The organism is Mesorhizobium sp., from assembly GCF_004962245.1.
In the GTDB taxonomy this organism is placed as follows: Bacteria; Pseudomonadota; Alphaproteobacteria; order Rhizobiales; family Rhizobiaceae; genus Mesorhizobium.
In genome coordinates this window covers 30,122-53,255 of sequence record NZ_SUHQ01000004.1, presented here as the reverse complement: position 1 = coordinate 53,255, position 23,134 = coordinate 30,122, and the positions used below count along the sequence as shown (strand labels likewise).

The 23,134-nt window shown below is 63.2% G+C and carries 25 protein-coding genes; 10 read left to right on the top strand and 15 right to left on the bottom strand.

The genetic code is table 11. The annotated features are described in order from the left end of the window. Nucleotides 1-2: 2 nt before the first annotated feature. Nucleotides 3-968: an ABC transporter permease gene (locus E5X88_RS05595; protein ID WP_292159086.1), complete on the top strand. Its 966-nt coding sequence runs from the start codon at nucleotides 3-5 to the stop codon at nucleotides 966-968. Between the two features lie 6 nt (nucleotides 969-974). On the opposite strand, the gene E5X88_RS05590 is transcribed toward E5X88_RS05595, so the two are convergent. Together E5X88_RS05590 and E5X88_RS05585 are read right to left on the bottom strand one after the other, a co-directional pair. After that, nucleotides 975-1,811, bottom strand: a complete 837-nt coding sequence (locus tag E5X88_RS05590; protein ID WP_292159084.1) for an amidohydrolase — start codon at nucleotides 1,809-1,811, stop codon at nucleotides 975-977. A 66-nt stretch (nucleotides 1,812-1,877) separates the two neighbouring features. Then, complete coding sequence (locus tag E5X88_RS05585; RefSeq protein WP_292159082.1) at nucleotides 1,878-2,666, bottom strand: IclR family transcriptional regulator; 789 nt, start codon at nucleotides 2,664-2,666, stop codon at nucleotides 1,878-1,880. Between the two features lie 163 nt (nucleotides 2,667-2,829). Between E5X88_RS05585 and E5X88_RS05580 the strand changes: the two genes are divergently transcribed. The 8 genes from E5X88_RS05580 (at nucleotide 2,830) to E5X88_RS05545 (ending at nucleotide 10,147) form a co-directional block, all read left to right on the top strand. Then, a complete protein-coding gene (locus E5X88_RS05580) occupies nucleotides 2,830-4,149 on the top strand; it encodes a sugar ABC transporter substrate-binding protein (protein ID WP_292159080.1) in 1,320 nt (439 codons plus the stop codon). A gap of 146 nt (nucleotides 4,150-4,295) precedes the next feature. Beyond that, a complete protein-coding gene (locus tag E5X88_RS05575) occupies nucleotides 4,296-5,192 on the top strand; it encodes a carbohydrate ABC transporter permease (protein WP_292159078.1) in 897 nt (298 codons plus the stop codon). Nucleotides 5,193-5,194: 2 nt separating this feature from the next. Then, a complete protein-coding gene (locus tag E5X88_RS05570) occupies nucleotides 5,195-6,061 on the top strand; it encodes a carbohydrate ABC transporter permease (RefSeq protein WP_292159076.1) in 867 nt (288 codons plus the stop codon). Between the two features lies 1 nt (nucleotide 6,062). Further along, nucleotides 6,063-7,160, top strand: a complete 1,098-nt coding sequence (gene ugpC / locus E5X88_RS05565) for a sn-glycerol-3-phosphate ABC transporter ATP-binding protein UgpC (RefSeq protein WP_292159074.1) — start codon at nucleotides 6,063-6,065, stop codon at nucleotides 7,158-7,160. Between the two features lie 4 nt (nucleotides 7,161-7,164). After that, nucleotides 7,165-8,277: a mandelate racemase/muconate lactonizing enzyme family protein gene (locus tag E5X88_RS05560; RefSeq protein ID WP_292159072.1), complete on the top strand. Its 1,113-nt coding sequence runs from the start codon at nucleotides 7,165-7,167 to the stop codon at nucleotides 8,275-8,277. A gap of 11 nt (nucleotides 8,278-8,288) precedes the next feature. Beyond that, on the top strand, nucleotides 8,289-8,618 hold the full coding sequence (locus E5X88_RS05555) for an L-rhamnose mutarotase (protein WP_292159070.1): 330 nt from the start codon (nucleotides 8,289-8,291) through the stop codon (nucleotides 8,616-8,618). Beyond that, nucleotides 8,611-9,687 carry a Gfo/Idh/MocA family oxidoreductase gene (locus tag E5X88_RS05550; RefSeq protein WP_292159068.1) on the top strand — a complete coding sequence of 359 codons (1,077 nt, stop codon included), beginning with the start codon at nucleotides 8,611-8,613 and terminating at the stop codon, nucleotides 9,685-9,687. The genes E5X88_RS05555 and E5X88_RS05550 overlap by 8 nt, the downstream gene beginning before the upstream one ends. Nucleotide 9,688: 1 nt before the next feature. After that, complete coding sequence (locus tag E5X88_RS05545) at nucleotides 9,689-10,147, top strand: MaoC/PaaZ C-terminal domain-containing protein (protein ID WP_292159067.1); 459 nt, start codon at nucleotides 9,689-9,691, stop codon at nucleotides 10,145-10,147. Between the two features lie 21 nt (nucleotides 10,148-10,168). On the opposite strand, the gene E5X88_RS05540 is transcribed toward E5X88_RS05545, so the two are convergent. The 11 genes from E5X88_RS05540 to E5X88_RS05490 all read right to left on the bottom strand — a co-directional run bounded on the left by E5X88_RS05540 (nucleotide 10,169) and on the right by E5X88_RS05490 (nucleotide 20,265). Beyond that, nucleotides 10,169-11,125 carry a C-terminal binding protein gene (locus E5X88_RS05540; protein ID WP_292159065.1) on the bottom strand — a complete coding sequence of 319 codons (957 nt, stop codon included), beginning with the start codon at nucleotides 11,123-11,125 and terminating at the stop codon, nucleotides 10,169-10,171. Nucleotides 11,126-11,140: 15 nt separating this feature from the next. Beyond that, the gene (locus E5X88_RS05535) at nucleotides 11,141-11,896 is read right to left on the bottom strand and encodes an aldolase/citrate lyase family protein (RefSeq protein ID WP_292159063.1); all 756 of its coding nucleotides are present in this window, start codon (nucleotides 11,894-11,896) and stop codon (nucleotides 11,141-11,143) included. 42 nt (nucleotides 11,897-11,938) lie between these two features. After that, nucleotides 11,939-12,658: a hypothetical protein gene (locus E5X88_RS05530; protein WP_292159061.1), complete on the bottom strand. Its 720-nt coding sequence runs from the start codon at nucleotides 12,656-12,658 to the stop codon at nucleotides 11,939-11,941. A 20-nt stretch (nucleotides 12,659-12,678) separates the two neighbouring features. After that, complete coding sequence (locus E5X88_RS05525) at nucleotides 12,679-13,989, bottom strand: TRAP transporter large permease subunit (protein WP_292159059.1); 1,311 nt, start codon at nucleotides 13,987-13,989, stop codon at nucleotides 12,679-12,681. Nucleotides 13,990-13,992: 3 nt separating this feature from the next. Continuing rightward, nucleotides 13,993-14,505, bottom strand: coding sequence for a TRAP transporter small permease (locus E5X88_RS05520; protein ID WP_292159057.1), 513 nt, complete (start codon nucleotides 14,503-14,505; stop codon nucleotides 13,993-13,995). Between the two features lie 58 nt (nucleotides 14,506-14,563). Then, nucleotides 14,564-15,541 (bottom strand): TRAP transporter substrate-binding protein DctP, encoded by a 978-nt coding sequence (gene dctP / locus E5X88_RS05515; RefSeq protein WP_292159055.1) that lies wholly within the window; start codon nucleotides 15,539-15,541, stop codon nucleotides 14,564-14,566. 99 nt (nucleotides 15,542-15,640) lie between these two features. After that, entirely contained in the window at nucleotides 15,641-16,186 is a 546-nt protein-coding gene (locus E5X88_RS05510; RefSeq protein ID WP_292159053.1) for a flavin reductase family protein, read from the bottom strand. Next, on the bottom strand, nucleotides 16,186-17,280 hold the full coding sequence (locus tag E5X88_RS05505; RefSeq protein WP_292159469.1) for an LLM class flavin-dependent oxidoreductase: 1,095 nt from the start codon (nucleotides 17,278-17,280) through the stop codon (nucleotides 16,186-16,188). The genes E5X88_RS05510 and E5X88_RS05505 overlap by 1 nt, the downstream gene beginning before the upstream one ends. After that, nucleotides 17,280-17,996, bottom strand: coding sequence for a GntR family transcriptional regulator (locus tag E5X88_RS05500; protein WP_292159051.1), 717 nt, complete (start codon nucleotides 17,994-17,996; stop codon nucleotides 17,280-17,282). The genes E5X88_RS05505 and E5X88_RS05500 overlap by 1 nt, the downstream gene beginning before the upstream one ends. A gap of 370 nt (nucleotides 17,997-18,366) precedes the next feature. Next, nucleotides 18,367-19,035 (bottom strand): glutamine cyclotransferase, encoded by a 669-nt coding sequence (locus E5X88_RS05495; RefSeq protein ID WP_292159049.1) that lies wholly within the window; start codon nucleotides 19,033-19,035, stop codon nucleotides 18,367-18,369. A 9-nt stretch (nucleotides 19,036-19,044) separates the two neighbouring features. After that, entirely contained in the window at nucleotides 19,045-20,265 is a 1,221-nt protein-coding gene (locus E5X88_RS05490) for a helix-turn-helix domain-containing protein (protein WP_292159047.1), read from the bottom strand. Nucleotides 20,266-20,403: 138 nt separating this feature from the next. Between E5X88_RS05490 and E5X88_RS05485 the strand changes: the two genes are divergently transcribed. After that, entirely contained in the window at nucleotides 20,404-20,718 is a 315-nt protein-coding gene (locus E5X88_RS05485; RefSeq protein WP_292159045.1) for a hypothetical protein, read from the top strand. 52 nt (nucleotides 20,719-20,770) lie between these two features. Here E5X88_RS05485 and E5X88_RS05480 read toward each other — a convergent pair whose 3' ends face one another. Together E5X88_RS05480 and E5X88_RS05475 are read right to left on the bottom strand one after the other, a co-directional pair. Continuing rightward, nucleotides 20,771-21,808, bottom strand: a complete 1,038-nt coding sequence (locus E5X88_RS05480) for a phosphotransferase family protein (RefSeq protein WP_292159042.1) — start codon at nucleotides 21,806-21,808, stop codon at nucleotides 20,771-20,773. Between the two features lie 31 nt (nucleotides 21,809-21,839). Then, nucleotides 21,840-23,051, bottom strand: coding sequence for an acyl-CoA dehydrogenase family protein (locus E5X88_RS05475; protein ID WP_292159040.1), 1,212 nt, complete (start codon nucleotides 23,049-23,051; stop codon nucleotides 21,840-21,842). Nucleotides 23,052-23,134: the final 83 nt, after the last annotated feature.

Genomic DNA, 23,134 nt, shown 5'->3' with positions numbered 1-23,134 from the left:
GCATGCACCAGACCTGGTTTCAGTCCACCAATGCCCGCGTCGCCGGCGCCTTTGCCGTCGCTGCCGGCTTGCAGATCGTCGGCACGCTGCTGATTCCGGGGTATTCCGCGCCGTTCGCCATCCGTGCGCTGCTGGTCATCGCTTCGCTGCTGGCCGTGGCATCGATCGGCCAGACTCTCGTCGTCATCCTGGGCGGTATCGACCTGTCGATCCCCTTCATCATCGGCTTCGCCAATGTCGTCGCGGCGCAACTCTACGGCGGCGGCTGGAACTTCGGTCTGGTCTGCGTGATCGTCGGCGTACTCGCTATGCTGATCGGGGCGCTGAACGGCCTGATCTCGCGCGGGCTCGACATCCACCCGCTGATCGTCACGCTCGGCGGCGGCATGATCGTGCAGGGCGCCGTCCTGTTGTGGACCGGCGGCTTTCCATCCGGATCGGCGCCGCAGGCGGTTTCCGCCTTCGTCTCGATCGGCGGTTCCGTCGGACCGCTGCCGGTGCCGGCGCTGGTACCGTGCGTTGCGGTGCTGACCTTGCTGGTGGCGCTGGTGCTGGCGCGCACGCCCTATGGCCGCCGCCTCTATGCGCTCGGCAGCAACCCAGGTGCCGCCCCGCTGGCACTGATCGATCCGGTCCGCATGTGGATGGTGACCTATGCTGCAAGCGCCTTCTTCGCCGCTGCCGCCGGCGTGCTGCTGCTTGGCTTCACGGGCTCGGCCTATGGCGATGTCGGCCAGCCCTATCTGTTCCAGACGATCGCGGCAGTGGTGGTTGGGGGTGCTGCCCTTGTCGGCGGCCGCGGCAATTATTTCGGCACCATCGCCGGCGTGCTGGTGCTGACGGAGATCAACACGCTGCTGATCGGCCTCGGCTTTCGGCCTTCGACCGTGCAGGCGGCACTTGGCCTAGTCATCGTGCTGCTGGTGTCGCTCTACGGCCGAGAGCGGCACGTCTCGGCGACAATCTGAGCCGGCTTACAAGCTCCACAGCCGCTTCGCGTTGCCGGACAGCAGTTTTTCCCGTTCGTCGGCGCTTGCGCCGCCAAGCAGCGTATGCGTGGCCGCCACCCAGGTCGCCAGCCCGCCGCCAAGTGTGCAGACCGGCCAGTCGCTGCCCCAAACGACACGGTCCCAACCGAAATAGTTGATCGTGTGTTCGACATAGGGGCGCAGGGTCTCGACGGTCCAGGAACCGGCATCCGCATAGGCGACCACGCCGGATACCTTGGCCGTGACGTTCGGACGCCGCGCGATCTCCGCCATATGCTCACGCCAGGGATGCTGGTCGCTGCCCTTGATGTCGGGCACGCCGCAATGGTCGAGCACGAACTGCACGTCAGGTGCGAGATCGGCGAGTGCGATGGCCTTGGGAATCTGATGCGGCAGAACGACGAGATCGAAGGTCAGGCCGGTGCCGGCAAGTCGCTTGATGCTTTCGCGGAACAGCGCGCCTTCCGAAAGCTCGTCCGGCATGACGTGGAGCACACGCCGAAACCCTTTTACGAAAGAATCGGCGCGCTGCGCCTCCAGATAGGCGGCAAAGCTCGGCTCTTCCGGACGGCAAGAGGCGATTGCCCCGCGCAGCAAACTGTCCTTCTGCTGCGACAGCGCCTTCACATGGCCGGTTTCGGCCTCGATGTCGGCCGGATCGACATCGACCTCCATGTGCAACGCGCCCTCTATGCCAGCGCGCCGGGCCTGGATGGCATAGTCGTCGTGGGAAAAATCGCGGTTGAGCGCCGGCACGCCGGAGAGCCAGGGATAGCGCAACGCCGAAAGGTCGATCAGGTGCAGATGGGTATCGAAGATCATGACGGCGCGCTCCTCCTTCGGCGTTTCGAAATCATCTCACGGAGAAATTCTTCATTCAAATAAGAATTACTTCGACTGCCTGACCGCCGATCCCGCCAGTTGCGAGAGCTTTTCGGTCGCTGCCTGCAACAGTTCGATTGTCCTGGTGATATCGGGCGCCTTGGGTGCGTTGACTAGGGTTATATACGGGATCGACAGTGCGGCGATCGCCTTGCCGTCCGATCCCAGCACCGGGGTCGACAGGTTGAACACCCCGGCGGTCTGCATGGACGCCATCATCTCATAGCCGCGATCGCGGATCTGGTCGAGGCGGGCAAAGAATTCCGGCGATTGAGGCGGCTTGTCGGTGCTGCGCAGATGCTCGGAGATCATCATCTGCCGCTCTTCCGGCGAGCGGAAAGCCAGCAGCACATGCCCGGATCCGGTGTCGAACAGGCTGATATGCGAGCCGACGCGAATCGAGATGCCCCAGTAGTCGGGGGCCTCCTGCTGCGCGATCACCACCGCGGAGCCGCGGTCGAAGACGACAAGCTGGTTTGCCTGCTGCGAGGTTTCGGCAAGCTCGCGCATCAGCGGCGTCGCATAGGAAACCAGCCGTCGCACCGGCGCGTGCAGTTGCGCCAGGCCAAACAGCTTGAGCGTCAGCGAATAACGGTCGCCGTCCGGCCGCGTGACGTAGCCGCGCCGCACCAGCCGGTCCAGCATGCGGTAGAATTCGTTGGGGCTGCGGTCGAGTTTCTTGGCGATTTCCGCCTGCGTCAGGCCGCCATCGACGCCGGCCAGAAGCTCGAGGATATCGAGCCCCTTGTCCAGCGCCGGGGCGCGATAACGGTCATCGTCGTCGTCCTCCGCCATAGTCACTCCCCAGTGAATTTATGCTTTTATATACGCACAATGATCCGCATCCGGAAAGAACTTTCAGCTTGACGGCTGCGTAAATGTTTTGTTTGTATATGAATGAAGCGCTGCAAGTCGGATCGATACGAGTTCGCCGACGCAGGCCTTTGGGAGGAATCAAATGACCAGCCTGTTTTACGGCTTGTCGGCCGGCGTGGCGCTGCTTGCACTTGGTGCGGGCGCTGCTTTTGCTGCCGAACTGCCAGGCAAGTTCGACGGCGTCACCATCGACGCCAAGCTGATCGGCGGCCAGCAATATGAAGGGCTCTACGCGCGCATCGGTGAATGGGAAAAACTGACCGGCGCCAAGGTCAACGTGATCTCGAAGAAGAACCACTTCGAGCTCGACAAGGAAATCAAGTCGGACATCGCGTCCGGCAGCATCAACTGGTGCGTCGGCTCGAACCACTCGTCCTTCGCGCCGCAATATCCTGATATCTACACCGATCTCAACGCGCTGCTGCCCAAGGAAGAGATCGACGCCTTCGTGCCGTCGACGATCAAGGCCTCGACACTCGACGAAAAGCTGGTGATGCTGCCGCGCGCTCAGTTCGACGTCTCGGCGCTCTACTACCAGAAGAGCCTCTACCAGGACGAAGCCAAGAAGGCCGCCTACAAGGCCAAGTACGGCACGGAGCTGGTGCCGCCCGACACCTGGGACGAGGTCGCGCAGCAGGCGGAATTCTTCGCCAGCCCGCCGGATTTCTACGGCACACAGTTCGCCGGCAAGGAAGAGGCGATCAACGGCCGCTTCTACGAGATGCTCATTGCCGACGGCGGCGAGTATCTCGACAAGGACGGCAAGCCCGCCTTCAACTCGGAGGCCGGCGTGCACGCGCTCGACTGGTTCGTCAATCTCTACAAGGCCAAGGCGGTGCCGGCCGGCACGACCAACTATCTCTGGGACGATCTCGGCCAGGGTTTTGCCTCGGGCACCGTCGCCATCAACCTCGACTGGCCGGGCTGGGCAGGGTTCTTCAACGATCCGAAGTCGTCGAAGGTCGCCGGCAATGTCGGGGTCAAGGTGGCGCCGAAGGGCTCGGCCGGTATTCGCACCGGCTGGTCGGGACATCATGGGTTTTCAGTCACCGAAAACTGCGCCAGCAAGGAAGCAGCCGCGTCCCTGGTCTGGTTCCTGACCAACGAGGACAGCCAGAAGCTTGAAGCCGCAGGAGGACCGCTGCCGACCCGCACGGCGGTGTGGGACTGGGACATCCAGCAGGCGGCCGGCGATCCTTACAAGGCGGAAGTGCTTGCGGCTTTCCAGGAAGAGGCAAAGCACGCTTTCGCCGTGCCGCAGACGCCCGAATGGATCGAAATTTCCAACGCCGTCTATCCCGAATTGCAGGCCGCCATCCTCGGCGACAAGACCTCCAAGCAGGCGCTGGACGATGCTGCCGCCAAGGCCACCCAGATCCTCGAGGACGCCGGCAAGCTTTGACATTCTCCCACGGGGGCGCCGCGCTTACCGAAGAGCGGCGTCCCCGAACCGTTTCCAGACTGACCCATGCGCAATACGCCTTGTCTTGATCACCGTTCGCCGATCGCGGCCTTCGGCATCCGGGCACCAACCAGAACCGGATCGATATGAAAGGCTGGAGACCCTCGCCGCCATTGCTGCTTCTGCTGCCGGCGGTCATCGTGCTGGCGGCGGTGGTGGTCATGCCGCTGCTGCTTTCGCTCTATTCCAGCTTCACGCCGTTCCGGTTGACCAAGCCTGAGACACTCTGGGTCTTCATCGGCGCGCGCAACTACGTCAACCTCCTGACCAACGGGGATTTCTGGATCGCCTTCGCCCGCACCGTGGTGCTGCTGACGGTGGCGCTCAACCTCGAAATGGTGATCGGGCTTGGGCTGGCGCTGCTGGTGGAGAAGGCCTCGCGCGGACAGCGGGTGCTGCGCACCATCATGATGTTCCCGATGATGTTTTCGCCGATCCTCGTCGGCTTCCAGTTCAAATTCATGTTCAACGACAATATCGGCCTGGTGAACAACGCCTTGCAGGCGCTCGGCCTGACCGACCGCGCCATCCCATGGCTGATCGACGGCAATCTCGCCTTCATCGCCATCCTCACCGCCGAAATCTGGTCGTCGACCTCGGTGTTCGCGATCCTGATCCTCGCCGGGTTGCTGGCCATGCCGCGCGAGCCGGTCGAGGCGGCGCGCGTCGACGGCTGCACGCCGTGGCAGACATTCCGCTATGTCACCTGGCCGTTCATCATGCCGTTTGCCTTCATCGCCATGACCATCCGCTCGCTCGACGTGGCGCGCGCCTATGACATCGTCAAGATCATGACCGACGGCGGCCCCGCCGGCCGCACCGAGCTCGTCTGGACGCTCGTCGCGCGCACCGCCTACAGCGACGCCAGGATGGGCCTGGCCAACGCCATGGCCTATTTCTCAATCCTGCTGTCCATCCTGTTCACCGTCTATTTCTATCGCAAGCTCGCCGCGGCGCGCACGCAGATCGCTGCGGAGTGGTGAGGATGGACCAGAACAGCCTGCATCGCGCCCGCAACAAGGCGCTCGGCATCGCTCACGGCGTTGGATTGTTCCTGGCCATGCTGGTCATCTGCCTGCCCGGCATCTGGATCGTGCTGTCGTCGCTGCGGCCGACCGTCGAGATCATGGCCAAGCCACCGGTGTGGATTCCGCGGGAACTCTCGCTCGACGCCTACGTCGCCATGTTCAGCGGCGTCGGCAAGGGCGGCATTCCGGTGTTCGACTATTTCCGCAATTCGCTGATCATCTCGGTGACCTCGACGGTGATCGCCATCGTCATCGGCATGGCCGGTGGCTATGCCTTTGCCCGCTATCGCTTCCGCGCCAAGTCGGCGATGTTCCTCGGCCTGATGCTGACGCGCACCGTGCCCGGCATCGCGCTGTCGCTGCCGCTGTTCTTCGTCTTTGCGCGGCTCGGCATCATCGACACGCATTTCGGGCTGATCCTGGTCTATGTCGCGCTCAATGTGCCGTTCACCATCTGGCTGATCGACGGTTTTTTCCGCCAGGTGCCGAAGGATCTCGCCGAAGCGGCGCAAATCGACGGCTGCACGCGCTGGCAGGCCTTCTGGCAGGTCGAGTTCCCGCTCGCCGGGCCCGGCATCGCCTCGGCCGGCATCTTTGCCTTCCTCACCTCGTGGAACGAGTTCGCGCTGGCCTCGCAGCTGACGCGCTCGATCAACTCCAAGACGCTGCCGGTGGGCCTGCTCGACTATACGGCCGAATTCACCATCGACTGGCGCGGCATGTGCGCACTGGCCGTGGTCATGATCATACCGGCGCTCACGCTTACCTTCATCGTCCAGAAACATCTCGTCGGCGGCCTGACCTCCGGCGCGGTGAAAGGCTGACATGGCAACCGTATCCCTCAAGAAACTCACCAAAAGCTACGGCCCGGTGGCCGTCGTGCACGGCATCGACCTCGAGGTCGCCGACCGCGAGTTCATCGCGCTGGTCGGGCCGTCCGGCTGCGGCAAGTCGACGACCTTGCGCATGATCGCCGGACTCGAGGACGTCAGCGACGGGCTCATCGAGATCGGCGGCCGCAAGGTCAACGACCTGCCGCCGCGCTCGCGCAACATCTCTATGGTGTTCCAGTCCTACGCGCTCTACCCGCATATGACGGTGCGCGAAAACCTCGGCTTCTCGCTAAAGATCGCTGGTGCCGCAAAAGAAGAAATGGATCGCCGCGTCGCCGAGGCATCGGGCATTCTCGGCCTCGACCAGTTGCTCGACCGCCGGCCGTCGCAGCTGTCGGGCGGACAGCGCCAGCGTGTCGCCATGGGCCGCGCCATCGTGCGCGATCCCGATGTCTTCCTGTTCGACGAGCCGCTTTCCAATCTCGACGCCAAGCTTCGGACGCAGATGCGCACCGAGATCAAGAAGCTGCACGCCAAGGTCCAGTCGACGGTGATCTACGTCACCCATGACCAGGTCGAGGCGATGACGCTCGCCGACCGCATCGTCATCATGCGCGACGGATTCATCGAGCAGGTCGGCACACCCGACGAGGTTTTCCGCCGGCCGCAGACGCGCTTCGTTGCGGGCTTTATCGGCTCGCCGCCGATGAATCTGCACGAGGCGGCCGTCGATGACGGACAGCTGCTGTTCGCCAGCGGCGAGAGGCTGCCCCTGCCCAGCCAGTTCAAGGCCAGTGTCGGGACCGGCGACAAGGTCGTCTTCGGTCTCAGGCCCGACGATATCTACCCGACGGGACACGGCATCAGTTCCGGCGAAGACGCCGATGTCCACCAGATGGACTTGCCGGTGACCGTCACCGAACCGCTCGGTAACGAGACTCTGGTGTTCGCCGAATTCAACGGTAGCGACTGGGTATCGCGTATGCTCAATCCAAAGCCGCTCAGGCCAGGTGATCGGGTTAAGATGAGCCTGGACTTGTCGCAGGCCCATTTGTTTTCTGCTGAAACAGGCAAGACATTGCGAGGTTAGCGTCATGGCAAAGATTGAGAACGTCGAACTGCGCATGGTCGACCTGGTGCCGAAGGTCAAGCGCACCGATGCGATCCAGAGTTTCGTGTCGCAGGAAACGCCGATCGTCACCATCACCGACGCCGACGGCGCGGTCGGCACCGGCTACAGCTACACGATCGGCACCGGCGGCTCCTCAGTGATGCGGCTGTTGGCCGACCATCTTGCACCGCGGCTGATCGGCCGCGACGCCGAGATGATCGAGGCTATCTGGCACGAGCTCGAATTCGCCACCCACGCCACGACGATCGGCGCGATCACGGCAATCGCGCTGGCGGCCATCGATACCGCACTTTGGGATCTGCGGGCGAAGAAGCAAAGCCTGCCGCTGTGGAAGCTGGCCGGCGGCGCCAAGGACCGCTGCCCGCTTTACACGACCGAAGGCGGCTGGCTGCATATCGAGACCGAGGCGCTGGTCGAGGATGCGCTGGCCGCCAAGGCCAAAGGTTTTCGCGGCTCGAAGGTCAAAATCGGCAAGCCGCACGGCTCCGAGGATCTCGCCCGGCTGACGGCGGTGCGCCAGGCGGTCGGCTCGTCCTACGAGATCATGACCGACTGCAACCAGGGCTTTTCGGTCGACGAGGCGATCCGCCGGGCGGAGCGACTGCGCGAGCTCGACCTCGCCTGGATCGAGGAACCGCTGCCGGCCGACGACATTGACGGCCATGTGCGCCTGTCGAATGCGACGTCGACGCCGATCGCCATCGGCGAGTCGCTCTATTCGATCCGGCATTTCCGCGAGTATATGCAAAAAGGCGGCTGCTCGATCGTGCAGGTCGATGTCGGCCGCATCGGCGGCATCACGCCCTGGCTGAAGGTGGCGCATGCGGCCGAGGCGTTCGACATCCCGGTCTGCCCGCATTTCCTGATGGAACTGCATGTCAGCCTGACCTGCGCCATTCAGAACGGCCGATATGTCGAGTATATTCCCCAGCTTGACGATCTGACCGGCAAGAAAATGCGCATCGAGGACGGGCACGCTTTGGCGCCGGACGAGCCCGGCATCGGCGTCGACTGGGATTGGGATGCCGTCAAGGCGAAGAGCATCGCGGAATTCACCACGTCGATAACAAAATAGGGAGCAGGAACATGCAGCGGATGGGAATGGTGCTCGGCCTCAAGCCGGAAAAGGTCGCTGAATATGTGCGGCTTCACGCTGCCGTCTGGCCTGATGTGCTTGCCATGATTTCCGCCTGCAACATCAAGAACTATTCGATCTATCTCAAGGAGCCGGAGCACCTTTTGTTCAGCACTTTCGAGTACCACGGCACCGACTATGCCGCCGACATGGCGAAGATGGCGGCCGATCCCAAGACGCAGGAATGGTGGGCGCTCTGCATGCCTTGCCAGGAGCCGCTCCCGACCCGCAAGGAGGGTGAGTGGTGGGCGACGATGGACGAAGTCTTCCATCATGACTGATGGCGTTTTCGATCCCGCCTCGCTCTCTCAAGGCTGGGCGCAGCCGTCAAAGCCCAAGCCGATCGTGATTTTCGGCGCCGGGTCGATCGTCGGCGATGCGCATTTCCCCGCCTATGGGACAGCCGGCTTTCCGGTCGCCGGGCTTTTCGATCCCGACCATGCCAAGGCGGAAAGACTGGCGGCAAAATGGGGTGTCACCGCTTACCGGTCGGTCGAGGAAGCCGCGTCAATCAAGGAGGCCGTCTTCGATCTGGCGACGCCGCCGGCCCATCATGCCGGGGTGCTCAGGGCGTTGCCCGACAATGCTGTGGCGCTGATCCAGAAGCCGATGGGCAGCGACCTCGGCGAGGCCACCGAAATTCTCGAAATCTGCCGCTCCAAAAACCTGAAGGCCGCTGTGAATTTCCAGCTCCGCTTCGCGCCGATGATGCTGGCGCTGAAGGATGCGATCGCCAAGGGTTGGCTGGGCGACGTGGTCGATTTCGACGCATGGCTGGCGCTGGCGACGCCTTGGCAGCTCTGGGAGTTTCTGCTGAAGGCGCCGCGTGTCGAGATCGCCATGCATTCGATCCATTATCTCGACCTGATCCGGCAATTGCTTGGCGATCCGCATGGCATTCACGCCAAGACGCTCGGCCATCCCGGCCACAAGGTCGCGCAAACGCGCACCAGCGCGATCCTCGACTACGGCGATACCGTGCGCTGTGCGCTGTCGATCAATCACGACCATAAATTTGGCCGCAGGCACCAGGCTTGCGAGTTCCGCATCTGCGGCACCGAGGGCGCCGCCTACCTCAAACTCGGGCTCAATCTCGACTATCCGCGCGGCGAGCCTGATATTCTCGAAATCCATCCGAAGGGTGGCTCCGACTGGGTTACGGTGCCGCTCGTCGGCGAATGGTTTCCGGACGCCTTTGTTGGCCGCATGGCCAATGTCCAGCGCTACGCTTGCGGTGAGGACGCCGAACTTGTCAGTTCCGTCGAGGACGGCTGGAACACCATGGCGCTTGTCGAGGCCGCCTACCAATCGAGCGCGGGGCCGGCAACACCGATCGCGACGAGGCCCTGACATGGAGCAGGCGGTCTACTTTGAAGACTACCAGATCGGCTCGTCGCGCACGACCAGCGGACGCACCATCACCGAGACCGACTTCGTCGTTCATGCCGGCCATACAGGCGATTTCTTTCCCCACCACATGGACGCCGAGTTCATGAAGACGACGCCGTTCGGCCAGCGCATCGCCCACGGTACGCTGGTCTTCTCGGTCGGTGTTGGACTGACGGCAAGCGTCGTCAATCCGCTCGCCTTTTCCTATGGCTACGACAGGTTGCGCTTCATCAAGCCGGTGTTCATCGGCGATACGATCAAGACCCGCACGACCATCTCGGCCAAGGAAGACGACCCGAAGCGGCCGGGTTCGGGCCGGGTCATCGAGCGCTGCGAGGTGATCAACCAGCATGGCGATGTGGTCCTGGTGGCCGACCACATCTATATCGTCGAGCGCCGCGACAAGCCGAAGCGGGGCTGAGCTACTTGCAGCCGCGAGCAGTCATATCCGGTTGACCGGATATACCGGCTTGCCGCCGCGCAGGACCGATGCGACATCGGAAAACACCTTGTTGCGAACCTCGGCGTAAGATTGGGTCGAGTAGTGCGCCGCGTGTGGACTGACCAGGACGGTGTCCAGCGCCAGCAGCGGATTGTCGGGCGAAGGCGGCTCCTGCTCGAATGTGTCGATGCCGGCGCCCGCCAGATGGCGGCGCCGGATCAGATCCGCCAATGCGACCTCGTCGACCAGGCCGCCACGGGACACGTTGATAAGGATCGCCCCTTCCTTCATGCGCGACAGGGCTTCGGCCGACATGATGTTTCTGGTTTCCGGTGTCGCGGGAACGTGGAGTGAGACGATGTCGGCCCTGGCAAGCAGCTCATCGAAACCGACCGGTTCAGCACCACCGGCCGTAATGCGCTGTGCCGGCATGTGCGGGTCGTACGCGATGACATGGTAGCCGAAGACCCGCGCCCGCTCGGCAGTCAGGCGTCCGATCTGGCCGAAGCCGATCAGGCCGAGACTCTGCCTGTCCGGGCGCGTGATGCCGGCACCATCGGCCATTGCCGCCCAGCGCCCTGCGCGGACTGCGCTGTCGAACTGTTTCAGCCTGCGCGTCAGGGCCAGGATCAGGGCCATGGCATGCGTGCTCACCTCCACCAGATTGGCGTCCGGCACATAGGTTACCTGAACGCCGGCACGGCTGGCGGCCTCGATATCGATCGAGTCGAGGCCTACGCCGAACCGCCCGATGACCTTGAGGTTCTTCAGTTCCGCCAGCACGCGAGCCGTGATCGGCTCCCGCAGTATCATCAATGCATCAGCGTCACGGCACTGTTCGATCAGGGCGTCCTCCGTGAGGAGTGTCTTTTCGACAAACTCGGCGTTCAAGCCGTCGAGGTAGCGCAGCTGCTCTTCCTCGACTGACAACACGCCGTCGGTCTTGATTATCTTCATGCCAGACTCTTGCTATCAGGCGCTACGCGCGGAGGCGGTACCGGCGGCAAGGCCGGCGCCGAGAAACATCGTGTCGCTGGCCAGCATGTAGAAGCTGATACCGTGCTTCGACCATTTGCCGACATCCTCCGCCGAAGGGCGAAAGATGCCGACGGTCTTGCGGGCCGCGCGCGCCGCAGCCGCGATCCTGATAATCGCGGCATTGAGCTTGTCCTGGCCGGCTGGCCCCATGGCGTCGATCGAGACCGACAGGTCGCCGGGACCAATGAAGATCACGTCGACGCCGTCGACCTGGACAATGTCGTCAATGTTGGCGAGGCCCTCGGCCGTCTCGACCTGGATCGCGACCGCCAGGGCCTCGTTGGCCGACTTGAGATAGTCCGGAATCCTGTAGCCATAGCCGGCGGCACGGCCTGGACCGACGCCGCGTGCGCCGACAGGCGGATAACGGCAGGCCATGACCGTCATGCGCGCTTGCTCGGCCGTCGAGATGCGCGGCACCAGGACGCCTGACGCGCCGGCGTCGAGCGCGGCCGCAATCCACTCCGGCGTGTGGCCCGGCACACGCACCATCGCAGGAACCCTGTGGACGTCGGCGGCACGGACCAGATCCTCGATCCGCTCGCGGCCAATCTGCGAATGCTCCCAGTCGATGCACAGGAAATCGACCCCGCTTGCGGCCGCAACTTCGACCGCCACTGGATGCGGGATGGCGCAGAAAGTGCCGATCAGGCGATCGAGAGAGAGACATTTTTTTCGCAAGTCGTACATGAAATCTCCAGGGATTCTTCAGTGTCGGCGAGAACTGTTCCGCTAGTTGGCGATGGCCTGCGGCAAGGGATGCACGGCTTCCGTCGACATTGGGAAATGCAAGCTGCCGCCCGAAAAGGGCGGAAAGGTCTTGTAGTCGGCGCGCATCTCCAGCCGCGCTGGCGATTGCAGTGCGTGCGTCAACGCCGCGGGACTGTCGAACATGACCCGGTTGCGCTGCATATGGTCGACCCGCGGCCATGGCAGCGAGCCGCACCAATCCAGCCGCGACAGAACCTCGATGTGGCGAATGCCGGGGAACCCCCGCATCAATTGCGGATGATGCGTCACATAGTGGTAGAGCCAGGTGTTCATGTCCTCGGCCGGTCCGGGGTAGTGGACAAGATAGCTGCAGGGGAGCCCAGACGTCTTCACGCCACCGTCATCGACGGGAAACGGACGCACGCACATTGCCTGTTGGGTCGGTCTCGAACCGGCGATGCTCGACAGCACACCCGGTGCGGCAAATGCCTGCAGATGGCCGGAGGGCGCGAGCGCCGCCTCCATGTCCGCCAGCTCGTCGAAATAGAGTTGGAAGCCAAAGACCGGCGGTGGGCCATCCTTGTTGAACATGTCCGTCGCCACTTCGGGCAGGTAGATGTTTGCAAGTGCAAGACCTGGCGTTGTCGCGATCACACGCCGCACAGCGTCGACGTCTTCATCGGCGATGACCAGGTTTTGCTGGCGGTCGTCGTGGAAGAAAGCGAGATAGGCAAAGCGCATGTGGACACCCGCTGGTTCGGCTAGATCAAGTTCGGAAGGAAGAGGGCGATCTGCGGAAAGAGGACAATCAGCAGGATCAGCAGGAGGGTCAGCGCGATGTAGGGCGCCGCAGACATGGCAACCGTTTTGAGCGACGTGCCTTTTGGCGCAACACCGATCATGATGAACAGCAGCAGACCAAACGGCGGCGTGGTGAAGCCGACCTCGTAGGCGAGCAGCAGGATCAGCCCGAACCATACTGGATCGTACCCGAATTGCTGGGCGATCGGCAGGAAGATCGGCAGCGTGATCAGCATCATCGAGACCTGATCCATGAACATGCCGAGCAGCAGGATGACGAGCACCATCAGGAACAGCATGGAGTACGGTCCAAAATCGTAGCCCACGATGAACTGGATAAAGCCGCTCGACGCGCCGGAGAAGGCGAATATCTGCGAGAACGTTGTCGAAGCCGAGATGATGAGGAAGGTCATACCCGTGACCTTCATCGCATCGTCCAGCGACTTCCAGACGACTGACCAGCTGAATCTTCGGTAGGCGAACAGCAACGCGACGACGGCGGCACATCCGAGCCCCGCCGACTCCGTCGGTGTTGCTATTCCAAGGATGATCGTGCCGACCACCATGAACACGATGACGCTCATCGGAATGATGTTGACGGCAACCGCCCTCACCTTCTCGGCTGCACGAACGGCCGGCACCGGATAGTGCGGAGCAGCGTCCGGGTCGATCTTCGTCTGTGCGAAGATCAGGGTCGCATACATGACAACGAGAAGCAGTCCAGGCAGAGCACCTGCTATGAGCAGCGCGCCAACGTCGATCTGGGCCAGCGAGCCGAGCAAGACCGCCAGCGAGGATGGCGGGATGATGACGGCAAGGCTTCCGGCGCCAAGCACCGGCCCGAAGGCCATGTGCGGCTTGTAGCCCCGCTTCAGCATCTCGGGCACCATCAGCGAGCCCATCATGCCGGTGTTGGCGAGGCTCGAACCTGACAGGGCGGAAAAGATCGTCCCGGCGGCGAGCACGACATAGGCGAGGCGTCCCCGCAGGTTGCCGATGCACAGGTCGAGCGCGTAGATGACTTTCTCGCCGAGGCCCGAGCGGAAGAACAGGCTGCCCATGACGAGAAACATCGGCAGAGGGGCCAGCGCATAGGTCGAGACAGCGTCGGAGAAGTTGGCGACCATCTGCGTCACGCCGATCGAACCGCCGAAGAACAGGTACAGCCCGATCACATTGGTGACGAAGAACGCGAAGGCGACCGGCAACCCAAGGCCCATCAACACAAGGATGGCGCCGACAAGCACGGCGAATGGAAACAGCCAGGCCATCGGTCAGAGCCCTTCCATTTCCAGAGGATCGAGCGTGTACAGCGTGTCATGGCCGAACAGGTATCTGAGCCATTCCAGCGCCGAGAGGTAGAAGGCGAGCGCGATGGGCAGAAAGACCAGCCATTTCGGCATGTCGAAGCTGCGCGTCTCGTATTCGCCGCCCGACACGGCGCTTATCAGGGAGGCGAGCGCGACGCTGCCAAGGTAAAGGCAGACGCCAATGCAGGCGAGATAGACCAGCTTTTCAAGGACCGCCCGAGCCCGCACCGGCAGCGTCTTGCGCAGGAACTCGACGAAGACATGGCCCTTGCTGTGGACCAGCCAGGGCATCGGCAGAAATGCCGCGTAGAGCAGACCATATTCCGTCGCAGATACCGCCCAGGCCAGCGGTCTCAGGCCAAGATTGCGGACGCAAACATCGGCGACCACCGCGACAATGATGAGGCCAAGCACCACCTTTGCCGCCGCAGCCAGCGCAAGGCTCAGCTTGGCAGTCGCTGCAAACAAGTTGTCCATTCTCGACGACCCTCATGCCCGTCTTTGATGGAGCGCGCAGAAGCGCCCTCCCATCGGGTTACTGAAAGAATTTCTTCAGCTGTTCGATGTTGGCGGGATCGCGTTTGGTCATTCTGGCCCAGCTCGCCTGCGCGGCAGCCGCCAGGAACTTGTCGCGGCCGGCGCCGATCAAGCTGATCACCTTCTGCCCGCCGTCAATCATTGCCTGTGCCTGCTTTTCGGACTCGGCAAGGTTGGCGTCATAGCTCGCGCGCTCGTATTCGACGGCCGTGTCGGCAAGCAGCTTCTGCGCCTCGGGCGACAGCGTGTCCCATTTCGCCTTGTTGATCGAGACCAGCACATCGGTTTTGAAGAACTGCGGGTCGACGCGGTATTTGGTGAACTTGTCCCAGCCGAAGGACGCATAGCCGAATACGGTATAGGCGTTGGCATTGACGACGCCGCGCTCGAGCGAGGTGTAGACGTCTCCCGGCGCCTGCACGATCACGGTTGCGCCCAGGGCTTCGAGGAAGTCGCGGTAGAGCGGCGACGAGCGGATCTTCAGACTGCTCCATTCGATGCTGCCTTCATCATCGAGCTTGGGTTCGTCGACGGTGAAGATGTTGAAGCCCGAGCCCGCGTCGACATGCGCCAGCAGATGGGCGTTGGCCTTCTTGTCGAAAATTCCGCTGATGAAATCCCAGCCGCCATTCTCGCGAACCTCCCAAGGCGTCTTCGTCGAGGCGGAGAAAACCTCGCCTTCCGGAACGAGCTCCAGGAACTGACCTGCCGGTGTGTCGATCAGGTCGATCAGGCCGCTCTTGAGTGCCGCGCCCTGCTGAATCGGCGGAATGACCTCCGGCCCGCCGCGCACATTGATCTGAACAACGCCCTTGCCTTTTTCGTTCACCTTCTGAACGAACTTCAGGAAACTCTGTGCGTAGCCGTTCTGCGTCGGTGTAAAATGCACGGCGTTGAGGACAACCTCCTCGGCCGTGGCGATACCCGCTAAACCCGACATGAGTGCAGCCAGAACAAGGGATTTCCAAATGCGCATTGCCGTACTCCCTCTGATAGATCACTTCGCCTAGGGTTAGGGCCTATGGATCGGCCCGATCTGAAATTGCGCCGCTGCGCCGCTATGTGAACGGCAGTTTTAGTTGGCATCATCTCCCACTGTCAGGAACCGCCCATGCGCGTAGAAGACCGGCGATCGGTCAGCGCGATCCAGCGCGACCCCCGAGACGATGCCGATCACGATCATGTGCGATGCCCGCGCGATGATTTCGGCCACCCGGCATTCGAACGTTGCCCGCGCGCCGACAAGCAAGGGCGCGCCGGTCTCGCCGCGCACCCATGATCCGGACGAGAACCGCGCGACGCCCTTGGCTTTGGTCATGCCGCCAAAGGCACGCGCAACATTCTCCTGGTCGCCGGCAGGAAGATTGACGGAAAAGGGCAAGCCTTCGCGAATGGCCAAGCCGAAGGTGCTGCTGCGGTTGACGCAGGCCAGAAGCGAAGGCGGCTCGGCGCTGAACGAGCAGACGGCCGTCGCCGTGATGCCGCAAAAGCCCATCTCGCCGTGCTCCGACGCGAGGATGGCGACCGACCCCGCCACGGCCCGCATCGCCTGCTTGAAGGCGCGCGGATTGATGGCGTCGTGCCCCTGCACCCAAGTCGTCGGACTGGCAGCCGCCGGCATCAATTTATTCGAAGCCCGGCCTGGCGCATCAGCGGCAGCACGCGATCACAGAAGAAGGGTAATTCGTAGGTGTAGTTGACGAATGTGAGGGCAGCGCCAGAATACCCCTGGTCCATGATCTTCGTGAGGTCGTCGACGATCTTTTCCGGCGTGCCGATGAGCGGGAACGTTCCAGCACCGCCGGCGAACCTTTGCCGGTATTCGGTGAAGGCTTTCGCGTCATGCGAATTGGCAAACTCCTTCTTCTTGCGCATATGCTCGTCGACGGCGCCCTCGTCCGCGCATTCAAGCGCATAGTGCCGGTAGTAGTCCTCGGCTTCCTGCTGGGTTTCCCGGCAGACGACGTGGCAGACAGTGTAGACGCCGACTTCGCGTCCGACTTCAGCGGCGCGGTTGGTGATGTCGACCACATGCGCGCGGCCATCGGCAATTTCGGAAAAAGTCGAGAACAGGTAGTCGCAGTGGCGCGCCGCATAGTTGCGCCCCGGCGCGCCGAAAGCGGCGTTCATGGTCACCGGGCGCGGCGCCTGCAGGCTTGGCGGGCGGCTGACGACCCCCTTCAGATCATAGAACTCGCCGCCAAAATCGAACGGCTCCCTGGATTGGTAGGCACGCTCGATGATATCGATCCATTCTTCGGCCTGGTCGTAGGTCCGATCGCCGACCGTCTGACCGAACATGGCGAACTCGTCCGGGTTCCAGCCGCAGACAATGTTCAAGCCGGCACGCCCGTTGGAGATGTGGTCGACCGTCGCCAGCGCCTTTGCAGCCTGCAGTGGATGAACCAGCGGCACGTGCACCGTCATGAACAGACCGATGTTCTGCGTGGCGACGGCAAGACCCGCCGCCCAGGTGAAAGTCTCGAACGACCACTCGCGCACATGCGTCAAACCGCCGAAACCACGCCAGCGCGCGATCGGCAGCAGAAACTCCAGGCCGGCGCGATCGGCGATGCAGGCAGAGTTGAGGTTGTCTTCCCAGCGGGCGCGCCAGCGCTCGGGAACGGTGGTCATTGCCAGGCCGCCATCGGCATTCATCGAGAAGACGCCGAGCTTGAACCTGTTCGGACCTTTCAGCGGATGCTGCTTTCTGATCATGATTTCCCCTGCCGCCGGATGCTCACAGCTTCATCGTTGGCCTGTTGCGACGGTGGGCTCAGCTTCATGAAACGCTCCTCGGCGTTCTGAATGAAGTGGGTCATCCGGTCGTAGGCCGCGACGGCGTCGCGCTTGACGAACGCCTCGTAGAGGGCGCGCATGCCGGCCACGATGACGGCCTGCGTCGGCTGGTGCGACAGCGTCTTCAACCGGACGACGAGCACGTGATCGGCGAACCGGGCAATCGTTTGTGAAAGGCGGTCGTTCTCGACAGCGCCGAGCCAACAATTCCTGAATGCCGAATTGGCCTGGAAAAAGAGGTCGGCATCGCCGGTGGCGGCTGCGGCTTCTGCCTCCTGACGCGCGGCCTCCAGCGTCTTGAGGCCAGCGGCGTCAAGCGTGCGTGCGGCATGCGCGGCGGCCCGCGGTTCGAGCAGGCGGCGGACTTCGAAGATGTTGGAGATATCCGTCGCGGTCAGCGTGGGCAGTGTGAAGCCCCGCGTCGTACCGACGAGATAGCCTTCATGCACCAGTTGCATCAACGCGTCGCGGACAGGCATTCTGGAAATGCCAAGCTGGGCGGCGATATCGACATCGACGAGCTTCTGGCCAGGCGCCAGTTCGCCGCGCTGTATGGTGAGGCGGACCTGCTGATAGACTTGGGCACGCAGGTTGCCCTCGCCAATCCGTTTGAACTCGATCGGTTCCGTCATCCACGCCTTCCCATGCGAAGATTTCGTATATCGTTGTGACTGTGTTCTCGCGGTCACCCCGTTTGAATGCAGCCGAATGGCGGTGAAATTCGACCTGCCAGCTATGTTCCCGACACAAGTGGAGCATAGGCTGGATCGCCTGGCAAGATATTTTAAGTCTATAATGTATACTGTTTTGATTTCCGCGACCGGAAGGGCGGCCGCGAAACGGCGCTATCTGGGCCACCGCCATGAAAAGCGAAGGCGAAGTGACAGGCGATCGGCTGGGGCAAGGGCTCAAGCGATCCATTCCGCCACGTCGATGGCCACCCTGATCTGCTGGGTCCAAGCGGACGGTTCGTCGGGCGGGAGCCCGCGAGGGCCGCTTCGGTTATTTGCTCGTGGGATCGACGGGGGCTTCGGAACCTCGCCTGGGCCGGCGGACGGCTCTCACCTTGCCACTGTTTCCACCGCCGCAGAAGAACTGATCGCCGCCATCGGACTCGAGACCCGACACGCCTGTTCCAGGCGGCATCTCGAGCGTCTCCAGGACCTTTCCCGTTTCAGGATCTATCCGCCTCACATCACTCTCGTCACCTTCCCAGGTGCCGTGCCAGAGCTCGCCGTCGATCCAGGTGACCCCGGTGACGACGCGGTTGCACTCGATGGTGCGAAGAACTGCCCCTGTTTCGGGGTCGACCTGACGGATCTTCCGGCCGCGATACTCCCCTACCCAGAGCGCCCCTTCGGCCCACGCGAGCCCCGAATCGCCGCCGCCACCGGGTGCTGGGATCGTGGCCAGCACTCGGCCGGTCTTCGGATCGATCTTCTGGATGCGATCTTCGGCGATTTGATAAAGGTGCTGGCCGTCGAAGGCTGTTCCTGCGTGCGCGGCGACATCGATCGAGCGCACCGTCTTCCCGCTTACAGGATCTACGGCGTTCAGTCTGTCTCCGGACGCGAACCACACGTGCTCGCCGTCGAACGTAACTCCGTGCACCTGGCTAGCGCCCGGAAAAGGTCCATATTCGCGGAGGATTTCGGCAGCAGATTTTTTCATACGTCCATCCTAGTCACCCGACAGCGGACCTGGGAGTAACAAGATTGTCGGGAATCCCAGCACGGGCGGGGTCATCCAACGACGCGCTCGCCCGCGACCATAAAACTGCACCTTGCCTGCTGCGGCAAGCTGCTCAAGTGCCCGCTGTACGGTGCGCGGGCTGGCTCCAAGCGCAATCGCCAGGGCCGAGCTCGACCACGACTCGCCGTCGGCGAGGAAGGCGAGCACCGCGGCATGCCGCTCGTCGACGGGCGGCGCCAGCACCGCGAGATCGTGTGCGCAGCGCGGCTTAAGCGCAAAGCCTCGCTTGGTCGCGCTCACATCCGCCAGCGACCGCAGCTCCATGCGAAGCCGACCGACTTCGACCCGCAACCGGGCGCGATGCGATTCATCGGCGTGCTTGCCGCCGAAGGCGCGGGCGACGAGCGTGCTCCTCGGCACGTCCGCGGGCCAGGCTTCGCCCAGCGCGCGGGCAAGCGCGAACAAGACCGGGCGCGTCGCGAGCGAGACGACCGTGCCCGCGACCCGCACGACATTGCGGCACGCATCCACGATGAGCGTCCCTGAGGCCAATAGTGCTTCTATCTCCTCGAGCAGAAGTGGGCGCTCCTCGCCACGCGCGATCAGGCGCGCCGCGGGCGTGTTCATCACAAGGGATGCGCTTTCAACCTCGGCTGTCAGCGCGGGGATATCGGCGTGACCCGCGGCGTGCTCGGCCCGATCGAGCGCAGCGCGCGCCGCTTTCGTCTGGAGGCGGCGCATCGCTACTCCCGCGACCGCCAGTTCGTGGGCGACTCTCGACGCGGGCGGGAGCGGTGCGGGGTCGAACCCGGCAAGCGTGCGCTCGGCCTCGTCGAGGCGGCCGACCAGGAGCAGGCGCCGGACCTCGAGATTGCGCGCATGCGCGGCATTTATGCGGTCGCCGTGCTTTTCAAGCGTCGCCCGCGCAGCGTCGAGAGCCTTCGTCGGCCAACCCAGGTCGCGCGAAACGAGCGCGATCTCGGCTTCGGCGACGACGCACCTCGCGCGGGCCACAGCCTCTTTCGGACCGAAGGCCCGCGCGGCACTTTTGAGGAGAGCTTTTGCTCGAACGAGATCGCCGAGCTGCGCCATCGCGATGCCGCGCAACGCCAGCGCGGGCGCATCGTCACGCAGGGCGACCCGTTTCAAAGCGCCGAGGGGATCACCTGCCGCGAGTGCGCGCGCCGCAGCGGTAATCAGCGAGTCCATCGGAATCCCGTCACACTTGTCACTCTCACCTTTCGATATCCGGTCCTAGTCTATCTCAGAACCAACAGCCAGCGCGCCGTATCGAAACGCGCAGTATCGAAACGGCGTGAATGACGCAGGACACGAAGGAGAAGAGCGATGACAGGCGATTTCCCCGGGAGGTCCAGCACGATGGTTGCTGCTCGGCATGAAACTGCGGGTGCCTGTGCCGCAAGCGGCAACGCGGCCACGCTCGGCGCCGCCGATTGGTTATCCCTGGCGGCCGCGCCAACATTCGCGATCATGGCGCTGCTGACGGCCGTTACCGGTGGTGCGGACATGATCTGCTCGGCCGCGCAGGATGCGTCACCGCTGAACGGAATGGCCATGATGTACTTGCTGATGAGCGCCTTCCATTTGGCGCCTTGGTTGAAGCTGGTTGCCAGCCGACGAAGCGCTGCCCGCCGGTCGTGATCCGGCGTTCGCCAGATCAACCCGTAACCGGACCTGGGCGCGAACGCTCCTCTCAGGCGATGCTCCAGGGTCTTGCCCCGTGGATGATCTCTTGAGCGCGTACGGCAAAGCGGCCGGCGAGAGGCCACTTGCTGGCGGCATCGGCCGACGCCGCGCTGCCTGCCCGCGCGCGGTCGGCGATGCCGACGAAGATCACCGCGAAACGGAACAGCGAAAAAACGAGGTGGAAGCGTTCCAGGGGCGCAGTGGGTACGGCATGCACGAAATAATGGTCGAGGAATTCGCGCTGGCTGGGGATGCCGAGTGCGGCATGATCGAGGCCGAGGATGCCGCCATACTCGTCCGGGGTCGAATGCCAGGTCATCGAGCAAAAGCCGAGATCGGCGAGCGGATGGCCGACCGTCGACAGCTCCCAATCGAGAATGCCGATCACCTCCGGCTTCCCGGGATGGAACAGCAGATTTCCGAGGCGGAAGTCGCCATGGGCGATCGACACGCGTCCATCATCCGCGGGCACGTGCTGCGGCAGCCAGTCGGCGACCGCTTCGAGTGCCGGAATTCTATCGCTCGGCGATTCTCTGAGCTGCCTGGTCCAGCGGCCAATCTGGCGCTCGAAATAGTTGCCGGGCCGGCCGTAGTCGCCGAGGCCGACATCGTCGGGATGGACAGCATGCAATTTGGCCATCGCTTCGGCCATGCCGAAATAGATGCCGCGTCGCTGTGCGGGCGAAAGGCCGGGCAGCGAACAGTCGTGGAAGACGCGACCATCCAGCCGCTCCATCAGGTAGAAGGGCGTGCCGAGCGGCTCGACACCGCCGTGATAGAGCACCGGCCCGGGCACCGGGACGTTGGTCGGTGCGAGCGCTTCAAGCACGCGGAACTCGCGGTCGACGGCATGCGCCCCGCGCAGGATCGGCCCGGCCGGCTTCTTGCGCAATACCATGCGACGCGCACCATAATCGACGAAGTAGGTGGGGTTGGACTGTCCGCCGCCGATCCGCTCGAGCGTCATTGCGGCATCGCCGAGGCGGTTCGCGAGAAAGCCCTTCAATGCCGCAGGGTCGAAATCCGCGTTCAACGGCCGCGCCATCTCTTCCTCCTGAGACGCCACCGCGCGCCCCTTATGCCTCGCCTTCGACAGTCCAGCGCCAGAAGCCCTTCTCTTCCTCGTTGAGGAAACGGTTCAGCACCATCTTGTGGACCTCATCGGCACCGTCGACCAGCCGCGCCTGGCGAGCATAGCGGTAGATCCATTCGAGCACCGTGTCCTTGGAATAGCCGCGCGCGCCATTGATCTGGATCGCCACATCGGCCGCGTCATGCAGCACATTGGCGACCTGGACCTTGGCCATCGACACTTCCTTGCGGGCAAAGCCGCCGCGGTCCAGTTCCCACGCTGCCTTCATCACCAGGATGCGGCCGATCTCGATGCGCATGGCGAGGTCGCCGAGTTTCAGCTGGACGCTTTCGCGGTCGGCGAGGCGCTGGCCGAAACTGTGGCGCTCGGCAGCGTAGGCGCGCGCGATCTCGACGCAGCGCTTGGATAGTCCGAGCCAGCGCATGCAGTGGGTCAGTCGCGCCGGACCGAGCCGGACCTGCGTCACCTTCATGCCCCTGCCCTCGCCGGCCAGCATGTCTTCGACAGGGATTTCGAGCCCGTCGAATTCCAACTCGCAATGCCCGCCATGCTCCTCCGGGCCCATGATCTCGATGCGGCGCATGATGCGCCAGCCCGGCTGGTCCTTGTGGAACATCAGGGCCGAAAGGCCGTGGCGCGGATCGTCCGAGGTTCGCGCGATCAGAATAAAATGACTGGCCTCCTCCGCGCCGGTGATGAACCATTTGCGGCCGGTCACCACATATTTGTCGCCGCGCCGCTCCGCACGCGTCATGATCATCGAAGGGTCCGAGCCGCCGCCGGGGTGCGGTTCGGTCATGGCAAAGGCCGAGCGCACCTTGCCCTCGACGATCGGCTTCAGCCATTTTTCCTTTTGCGCCGGCGTGCCGAGCGCCTCCAGAACCATCATGTTGCCGTCGTCGGGCGCTGCCGAATTGAACACTGCGGGTCCGAAGATCGACCGGTTCATCTCCTCGTAGCAGACCGCCATGTCCATCTTGCCGAGACCGGCGCCGCCAGTTTCGGGCTTGAGTTGCAGGCACCACAGGCCCGCCATCCGCGCCTTGGCGCGAAGCCCCTCCAGCAGCGGCAAGGCGATATTTCCATGCGCGTCATAGGACATCTTGTCGGCCTCGAGCGGCAGGATCTCACGCTCGACGAAGTCGGCAATGCGGACACGGTAATCTTCGGTGCGGGCGGGAATGTCGAAATTCATGGACAACCTCTCAGCGATGAAACGAGGTGGCCGCCATCGACCTCTTTGGACGAGATCGCCGAAAAGTATTGGCCATCGTCAAG

Coding starts and splice junctions, on each gene's coding strand:
- E5X88_RS05590 (WP_292159084.1), bottom strand. CDS start 1,811: ATGATCTTCGATACCCATCTGCACCTGATCGACCTTTCGGCGTTGCGC.
- E5X88_RS05480 (WP_292159042.1), bottom strand. CDS start 21,808: ATGGCGCGGCCGTTGAACGCGGATTTCGACCCTGCGGCATTGAAGGGC.
- E5X88_RS05560 (WP_292159072.1), top strand. CDS start 7,165: ATGGCAAAGATTGAGAACGTCGAACTGCGCATGGTCGACCTGGTGCCG.
- E5X88_RS05525 (WP_292159059.1), bottom strand. CDS start 13,989: ATGGCCTGGCTGTTTCCATTCGCCGTGCTTGTCGGCGCCATCCTTGTG.
- E5X88_RS05540 (WP_292159065.1), bottom strand. CDS start 11,125: ATGAAGATAATCAAGACCGACGGCGTGTTGTCAGTCGAGGAAGAGCAG.
- E5X88_RS05485 (WP_292159045.1), top strand. CDS start 20,404: ATGACAGGCGATTTCCCCGGGAGGTCCAGCACGATGGTTGCTGCTCGG.
- E5X88_RS05530 (WP_292159061.1), bottom strand. CDS start 12,658: ATGCGCTTTGCCTATCTCGCTTTCTTCCACGACGACCGCCAGCAAAAC.
- E5X88_RS05595 (WP_292159086.1), top strand. CDS start 3: ATGCACCAGACCTGGTTTCAGTCCACCAATGCCCGCGTCGCCGGCGCC.
- E5X88_RS05520 (WP_292159057.1), bottom strand. CDS start 14,505: ATGGACAACTTGTTTGCAGCGACTGCCAAGCTGAGCCTTGCGCTGGCT.
- E5X88_RS05555 (WP_292159070.1), top strand. CDS start 8,289: ATGCAGCGGATGGGAATGGTGCTCGGCCTCAAGCCGGAAAAGGTCGCT.
- E5X88_RS05510 (WP_292159053.1), bottom strand. CDS start 16,186: ATGCCGGCGGCTGCCAGTCCGACGACTTGGGTGCAGGGGCACGACGCC.
- E5X88_RS05575 (WP_292159078.1), top strand. CDS start 4,296: ATGAAAGGCTGGAGACCCTCGCCGCCATTGCTGCTTCTGCTGCCGGCG.
- E5X88_RS05580 (WP_292159080.1), top strand. CDS start 2,830: ATGACCAGCCTGTTTTACGGCTTGTCGGCCGGCGTGGCGCTGCTTGCA.
- ugpC (WP_292159074.1), top strand. CDS start 6,063: ATGGCAACCGTATCCCTCAAGAAACTCACCAAAAGCTACGGCCCGGTG.
- E5X88_RS05545 (WP_292159067.1), top strand. CDS start 9,689: ATGGAGCAGGCGGTCTACTTTGAAGACTACCAGATCGGCTCGTCGCGC.
- E5X88_RS05500 (WP_292159051.1), bottom strand. CDS start 17,996: ATGACGGAACCGATCGAGTTCAAACGGATTGGCGAGGGCAACCTGCGT.
- dctP (WP_292159055.1), bottom strand. CDS start 15,541: ATGCGCATTTGGAAATCCCTTGTTCTGGCTGCACTCATGTCGGGTTTA.
- E5X88_RS05550 (WP_292159068.1), top strand. CDS start 8,611: ATGACTGATGGCGTTTTCGATCCCGCCTCGCTCTCTCAAGGCTGGGCG.
- E5X88_RS05585 (WP_292159082.1), bottom strand. CDS start 2,666: ATGGCGGAGGACGACGACGATGACCGTTATCGCGCCCCGGCGCTGGAC.
- E5X88_RS05475 (WP_292159040.1), bottom strand. CDS start 23,051: ATGAATTTCGACATTCCCGCCCGCACCGAAGATTACCGTGTCCGCATT.
- E5X88_RS05495 (WP_292159049.1), bottom strand. CDS start 19,035: ATGAAAAAATCTGCTGCCGAAATCCTCCGCGAATATGGACCTTTTCCG.
- E5X88_RS05535 (WP_292159063.1), bottom strand. CDS start 11,896: ATGTACGACTTGCGAAAAAAATGTCTCTCTCTCGATCGCCTGATCGGC.
- E5X88_RS05570 (WP_292159076.1), top strand. CDS start 5,195: ATGGACCAGAACAGCCTGCATCGCGCCCGCAACAAGGCGCTCGGCATC.
- E5X88_RS05490 (WP_292159047.1), bottom strand. CDS start 20,265: ATGGACTCGCTGATTACCGCTGCGGCGCGCGCACTCGCGGCAGGTGAT.